The sequence below is a fragment of the Duganella radicis genome (genome assembly GCF_009720825.1).
Taxonomy (GTDB): domain Bacteria; phylum Pseudomonadota; class Gammaproteobacteria; order Burkholderiales; family Burkholderiaceae_D; genus Rugamonas; species Rugamonas radicis.
Window position 1 is genome coordinate 158,613 of sequence record NZ_WNKY01000011.1, and the last position, 6,831, is coordinate 165,443.

Sequence of the window (6,831 nt, forward strand, 5' to 3'; positions counted from 1 at the left end):
CGAGCTAAGGCGGTTCTGCAAACCCTCGATTATACCCTTTATTCTCCTTTAATACGACGCCATCCGACCCGGTGCGCCTCGGCCGTATCCAGCTCCTTGGTGCGGCTGGTGGCGTTGCTGCCGTCGGCGAAGGTGGTGATCAGTTTCAGCTGCCCGCTCGGCAGCCGCACGATGATGAAGCCGACCGCCGCCGAGGTGTTGGACAGCGTGGTGCCGGCCGGGTCGCCGTTCACGCCCTGCCCGGTGCACACGTCCACCTGGTACAGATTACTGGTGCCGCCCACCGAGCAGGCCGACGACGACGATGGAATATTGGTGATCACATTGGCCACGCCGCTGACGATTTGCGGATCGAGGTTCATGCGTTCGCCGGCGTTCAGGTTCCAGTTGAAGTACCAGCCGTTTTTGCTGTTCAGGTCGACCGGGTTGTTGGTCACGGCGTAGGTGGTGCTGTTGCTGGACGAACCCAGCACGCTCAGGGTTTGCTGCACCAGGCTGGAGGTCGGGATGGTGCCCAGCGCCGTGCCGCTGTCTTTCAACGCGAACAGGGTCTGGACGTCGGTGTTGCTGGTGTCCGGCACATCCAGCAGACGGCCGGTGCCGAACAGCACCATGCGCACGGCGGTGGTTCTGGTGGTGGTCAGGCCGCTGGGGTCGGTGCTGGTGACCGGTACGCCGCATTGGGTCACGTCCGGGCGGGTGGTGATCGGCTTGGTGACGCCGGCATCGCCCATCTTGATCACGCCGATGGCGCCGCTGGCGGCGGTCAGGTCGAAGCGCCACATGGCGCCCAGCACGTCGCCGCCGTACACATAGGTGACCCCGGCGTCGGCCAGCGGGTCGCTGCTGATGGCGGTGATCTTGGCCAGGCCGGATGGCGTGGTGGTGTCGCCCGAACCGGTCCTGGCGCGCGCCAGGATGTTGCCGGTGGCCGCGTCGACGATGAACAGCACGCCGTTGCCGGTGCCGCCCGCCACGCCATCGCTGCCGGGGATGTTGTTGTAGCCGGAAGTCAGGAACACCACCCACTTGTCCTGCCAGATGCCGAACTGCGGATTGCCGAAGCTCAGGCCCAGGTCGGGATCGTTATGCTGCGGGCACACGGCGGCGTCGGCGCACAGTTCCCACATCACCTTGGGCGCGGTGGGATCGGTCACGTCCAGCGCGTAGTAACCGCGCCCGCCCGCGTTCAGGCCGCCGACCAGCATGGTGCGCCAGGCGCCGCCGATCTTCACGTCCGCCACCTCCGGCGAGCCGTCGGCGGTGAACTGGTGGTTGGTGCCGTAGGTGGTGCTGGCCAGCGCCGCCATCTTGCTCATGACGATGCGCGGCACGTAAGCCCAGCGTTCGTTGCCGTTGGCGGCGTCGAAGGCGTGCAGCATGCCGTCGTTGGCGGCCACGAACACGGTGCCGGGACGGCCGGCGTAAGTGTTCTTGTAGTCGGCGTAGGCCACGTCCGGATAGTTGTTGTGCGGTTCGCGCAGGTAGGCCGGCTTGGACGAGGCGATGTCGCCGATCACGATCGGCACGGTGGCGCCGGCGGCGTCGGTGGTGGTGCTGTAGGCACGGAACAGGTTGTCGTCGGCGTAGTCCTGCACGCCGCGCAGCCAGTTGACCATGTTGGTGCCGCTGTTGACCGTGGCCTTGTCGGTCGCCGACAGCAGCGTGCACTGGGCCAGGATGGCGCACTTGTTGGCGAACCAGGCCTTGGTGGCACCATCCATATTATCGTAGGTGAAGTCGACCGGATCGCTGCCCGGCAACTGGCTGGCCTGCATCATCTTGATGCGGCGCGTGGCGATCGATTTGCCGACCGTGGTGCTGGTGCTCCAGCTTGGGGTCTTGATCACGTCGCCGGTGGTGGTGTCGATCTTGCGGTCGGTCAGTTCGCCGTACCAGCGCACGGTGGTGAAGGTGGCCGAGAAGATGTCGTTGTCGGTCAGCGTGATGTTCGGCGTGGAGGTGGCCGCCGCCGCCGCCGCGCCGGTACGCACCTGCATGTTGGACAGCGCTTCGCGCAGGCCGCTCACCACGTCCTTGGGATCTTGCGCGCTGAAGTATTTGCCGTGGCCGTTGATGGCGGCGTGCCACAAGTCGTCCACCCGTTCCTGCACGGTGCTGGCGGTGTTGGTGGTGTCCGGGTCCGGCCACACGTAGGCGCCGCCGCCGTTCCACGGGCAGCCGCTTGGCGCCTGCGTGATCAGGTTGTAGAAGTCGCCGCCCGGTTTGGGCGCGGTGTCGTAGCTGGCTTCATAGGTCATCACGCCGTCCACGCCCAGGCCCAGCGTGTAGGTGTTCATGTGCAAATGGGTGTTCTCGCCGTTGGCGGCGGGCACCGAGCCGGGCTTGGTCATGTCCGGCTCCAGCGACGGCCGCAGGGACACGGTGCTGGTGCTGGAACCGCCGTTGTACCAGTGCAGCGCGACGTCGGCGATGGATGGCTGCGTCTGCGCCCGCTTGTCGACGCAGCCGGAGGAAATGGTGCAGAAGCGCGCGCTGTTCTCCACGTTGTCGTTGTTGACCACGTTGGCGGTGCTGCTGCCGTTCCAGTAGCCGTCGGTGGTCAGGATCATGAAGTTGGGCTGGCACGGGTACTGCACCACTTCCTGCCCGGCCGCGTAGTTGTACGGCGTGAGGTTGGCGAACATGCGGCCGACGTTGTCCATCGCGGTGCGGATCGGCGTCGAGCCGGAGGTGGTGGTGTTGTACAGGGTGCTGTACCAAGTGGTGCGCGCGCTGCCGGTGAAGTCGGCCGGTTTCAGGTCCATGGCCGAGCCGGCGCCGGCGTTGGACAGCTTGACGTAGCCCACCTTGTAGTTGGCGGTAATCGGCGAGAAGGCGATGCCCACCGAGGTCTTCATCATTTGCAGGCGGCTCTTGTAGTAGACGTACCAGTTGGCGAAGTTGGTCATCTCTTCGGCGTAGGTGCAGGTGGCGCCGGCGCAGTCGACGCGGTCGGCCGATTTCGGATAGGTCTGGCCGCTGACGATGTTGACCCGCACGAAAGGATTCGGCGCGCCGGAACCGGCCGACAGCGCCGCCGTGGTGGTCGGGATGGTGTCCATGCCGGCCGACACCACGGTGCTGACCAGCGTGCCGGGATTGCTCACCGCGCCGATGGTCAGCGCGCCGGTGTTGGCGGTCGAGCCGCTGTCCACCACGCACACGCTGTTGGTCGGCAGCGCGTTGACGCAGGCGGCGTTGCTGCCGGCGTAGGCCTTGTAGGTGCCGCTGGTGCCGATCTTGGCGATGAACAGCGCCGCCACCTGCGCCGCCGTCTGGTTGCGGCCGATCGCCATGCTGCTGAACAGGCTGGTGGCGTTGTAGCTGGTGGCCCCCATGGCCGGCGTGCCGCTGTTCGCGGTGGTGCCGCTGAAGGTGACGTAGGCCGGCGCCACGCGCACCGAGTTGGCGGTGACGGTGAAGCCCCAGCCGGCGCGCGAGCTGTCGCTGACGGTCATGCAGTTGGTCAGGCTCTTGCTGCCGGTGCAGGTCACCGGCACCACCGCCACCACGTTCTCCGCCGCCAGCGTGATGCCGAACACGCTGCACGCCGGCACGGTCGGCTGCCCGGTCGGCGTTTTCACGCAGGCGTAGTACTGGTTGGTGGTGCTGCGGGCGATGATGTTGGCCGCCACCGTGCTGGCCATGGTCTGCTGCTTGATGGCGGTGTTGGTGCCGGTGCTGGCGGTCATGGTGCCGCTGGTGATGTTGACGCTGCCGCCGCTTTCGGCGATCGCGATGTTGGTGATGTTGAGCGAATTGGCGGTGGACGAGGCGCCGATGGCGATGGTGCCGTACGACGCCACCGCGCCGGACGGCGTCGAATAGCTCGGATAAACAAAGGCGCCCACCCGCTTGCCCTGGCAAGCGGTCAGCAGCCGGTCGCTGCACCAGCGCACCTTGACCGGCACCGGATAGCCGGACGGCGCCGCCGCCCCGATCGCGGTCGATTTGCAGGTCTTCATGGTGTCGTCGGTGCAGTACTGGCCGACGCCGATGGTGTAGTAGTACGGGCCGGTGACGATGTCCACCGGCGATTTGTAGGTCGCGTCCGGATAGGTGTAGCTGGAGGTATTGAACTGGCACACGCCGCTGCTGCTGGTGGTGCACCATTTCAGGTCCGGGAAGCTGGACACCAGATTGATGTTGGAGGTGACGGTGTTGCCAAACAGGTCGGCCTTGCGGGCGCCGAAGCCGTCGCCGCTGACCGAGGTCCAGTTGCTGGTGTTGGCGGCGGTTTGCTCGGGATAGTAGGTGCCGTCGGCCTTGATCGGCACCTGGTAGTGGATGGCCGGGTTGTAGTACTGCTTGTTGAAATCCGGGCTCATGAACGGCGGATGGCCGACGTTGCAGGCCATGATGCCGGCCGCCAGCGTGGCATTGCTGCGGCACAGGCTGTCGTTGACGTAGTCCGGCGTGTAGGTCTGGTCCATCGAGCCGGAGTTATCGAACAGCAGCATCAGGTTGGGCTTGACCGTGCCGGTGCCGGTGATGTTCAGCAGCGGCACCTGGGCGATCTGGGTCTGGGCGGCCATCGCGGGCAGCGCGATCAGCAGCGCCAGCAGGGCAAGTAGCTTCTTCATGATGAGTTCCTCAAGGGCCTTTCATGATGACGGCCTGCGTCACCACATTGCCGCCGCGCGGGCCGAACACGCGCGCCGTCACCACATAGTGGATCTGGGCCGCGACAGCCAGGTTGGAAGCGTCGATCTTCAGCGTTTCGCCCAGCGCGCGCGGGCCGGTGGTGCCGCTGCGCGGCGCGGTGATCTGGCAGCGGTTGGCGTTGTCGTCGTAGGCGCCCGGCAGCGTGCACATGCGGTGGATCACGTACTGCACCCGGTTGCCGTCGGCGTCGGCCGGCAGCGTGATGGCGCCGGTCCAGAAATTCGGGTTGCTGACCGTCCACAGCTGCGGCAGGGTCGCCACGTAGCCGACCGCCGCCTGGTCGGCCAGCAGCAGGTTCTTGTTGGGCACATTGCGCAGGTAGGTGAAGCCGGCGTGCAGGCCGGCGTCGGCCGCCTTGGCCAGCGCCGCCTCGTACGCCAGGTTGGAGGTGGTCAGCGTGCTGGAGTTGCTGGACTTGAGCAGGTAAATGCTGCTGACCATCATCACCGCCAGCATGATGAGCATGATCGGCAAGGCGATGCCGCGCTGGGAATTAAGCTGTCTCATGGCCGGAACTGTGAATTGAGAATCGGGACGATGGTTTCGAACACGCGATAGCGATAGCACTTCCAGTCGGTGGCATCGCCCGCCACGGCCACGTTGACCGTGACCGGCACCGCCGCCACGCCCCGCGGCACGGCGTTGGCAAACACGGTCGGCTGCGCCGTGGTGGCGCTGCATGCGGCGCCGGGGCGCGGTTTCTCGACGGTCTTGCTGCGCGCCACCACGGCGATGCGCACGGCGGCGATGCGCTGGTAGTCGCCGGGACCGCCGTTGACGCCGTCGTTGTCGGCATCGATCATGGTGCCGCTCCAGACCGTGGTCTGCATGCCGGTGCTGGTGGCCACCATCTGCGTGCCGTTGCCGGCCGGGTTGGGATCGTAATTGGCCAGCGCGCGGTTGTCGAAGCCGTATTGCGCCTTGATCGAGACGATGTTGTCGGCCACCGAGGAGCCGGCGCCCTCGGCGCCCGCCAGGTCGGTGGCGCGCAGCAGCAGGATGCCGTTCCGCACCGACCAGGTGTGGAAATGCAGCAGGTCCGGCTGGCCCAGGTTGTACATGAAGGTGACGTTCTTGGCGTAGGCCTGCGCCATGGCGGGCGCCGGATTGTAGCGGTACTGGCTGCCGCCAGCCAGCAGCATCTCGGCGCCACGGCCGGCGGCCGGGTTGAAGCCGGCCATCTGCATGATGGTGCAGGGCCGGTCCGACGCTTGCGCCGACACCACCAGCACATCGCCCGGGTTGTAGCCGTAGGGACCGATCTGCGCGCCCACCACGAAGCTCTCGCCGCCATAGTCGGCCGTCATCTTGATGGAACCGACGCCGGCGTTGGAACTGCCGCTGTTGAAGGAGATCACGTCGGGCGCGGCGCCGTTGGACTGGATCACCACCCCCGCCAGCGGCGTGATGTCGACGCCGTCTTGCTTGGCGCCCAGCAGCTGGTAGCCGCGCTGGTCGCTGAAGGTGGTGTTGCAGCCGGCCACGGTGCGGTCGTTCAGGCCCCAGCCGGCGGTGGCGGCGTCGCCGCTCAGGGAGAACATGGCCAGCATGCCGTTTTGCATGGAATCGGAACCGCCAACGGCGGCGTCCTTGTTGGCCTCGCCGCTGATCACCAGCCGGGTGGCGAACAGCAGCGCCAGCAGGCCGATCACCACGCTGACCATCAGCTCTACCAGCGAGAAGCCGCCCTGGCGGCGCGGGATCAAGGTATTCATGTCAGCGCGCGATGTAGGAAGTGACACGGTGGCGGTTGGTCTCGCTCCTGGCCTTGCGCTGCCAGCGGATGGAGATGTCGACCTGATAGCGGTTCTGCGCCGGCTGGTCCTGCACCGCCACCGACAGGATGGCGCCGGGGATGTTCCCACGGGTTTCGGTGACCCAGGCGCTCAGCTGGTCGTTGGCGGTGGCGCCTTCGGCCAGGTTGTACAGGGCGATGTTGGGCAGGTCGGCGTTGATCACGCCGATCAGTTTCTCGGCCGCCAGCGTGGCCTCGGCGCGCATGCCGGCGTCCGACAGCGCCGAGTAGGCGCGCGCCTGCAAGCCCACCGTGCCCAGCAGGCCGATGCCGAGGATGACGATGGCCAGCATCACCTCCAGCAGCGCGATGCCGCCCTGCCGCTGCCGCTGCGGCGGCGAGCCGGCGCGCCTGGCGCGCGGTTGCGG

4 protein-coding genes are annotated in these 6,831 nt (G+C 66.8%); all 4 read right to left on the minus strand.

Annotation, left to right across the window (positions count from 1 at the left end):
• Positions 1 to 38: 38 nt before the first annotated feature.
• Positions 39 to 4,586 (minus strand): pilus assembly protein, encoded by a 4,548-nt coding sequence (locus GM676_RS12900; protein ID WP_155463977.1) that lies wholly within the window; start codon positions 4,584 to 4,586, stop codon positions 39 to 41.
• A 10-nt stretch (positions 4,587 to 4,596) separates the two neighbouring features.
• Complete coding sequence (locus tag GM676_RS12905; RefSeq protein WP_155463979.1) at positions 4,597 to 5,175, minus strand: hypothetical protein; 579 nt, start codon at positions 5,173 to 5,175, stop codon at positions 4,597 to 4,599.
• Positions 5,172 to 6,383 carry a prepilin-type N-terminal cleavage/methylation domain-containing protein gene (locus GM676_RS12910; protein WP_155463981.1) on the minus strand — a complete coding sequence of 404 codons (1,212 nt, stop codon included), beginning with the start codon at positions 6,381 to 6,383 and terminating at the stop codon, positions 5,172 to 5,174. Before GM676_RS12910 ends, GM676_RS12905 begins: the two co-directional genes overlap by 4 nt.
• A 1-nt stretch (position 6,384) precedes the next feature.
• On the minus strand, positions 6,385 to 6,831 hold a 447-nt coding region (locus GM676_RS12915; RefSeq protein ID WP_371866221.1), incomplete at its 5' end, for a type IV pilus modification PilV family protein.

Excerpts from the sequence above, each read along its gene's own strand:
- GM676_RS12900 (WP_155463977.1), bottom strand. The coding sequence starts at position 4,586 with ATGAAGAAGCTACTTGCCCTGCTGGCGCTGCTGATCGCGCTGCCCGCG.
- GM676_RS12905 (WP_155463979.1), bottom strand. The coding sequence starts at position 5,175 with ATGAGACAGCTTAATTCCCAGCGCGGCATCGCCTTGCCGATCATGCTC.
- GM676_RS12910 (WP_155463981.1), bottom strand. The coding sequence starts at position 6,383 with ATGAATACCTTGATCCCGCGCCGCCAGGGCGGCTTCTCGCTGGTAGAG.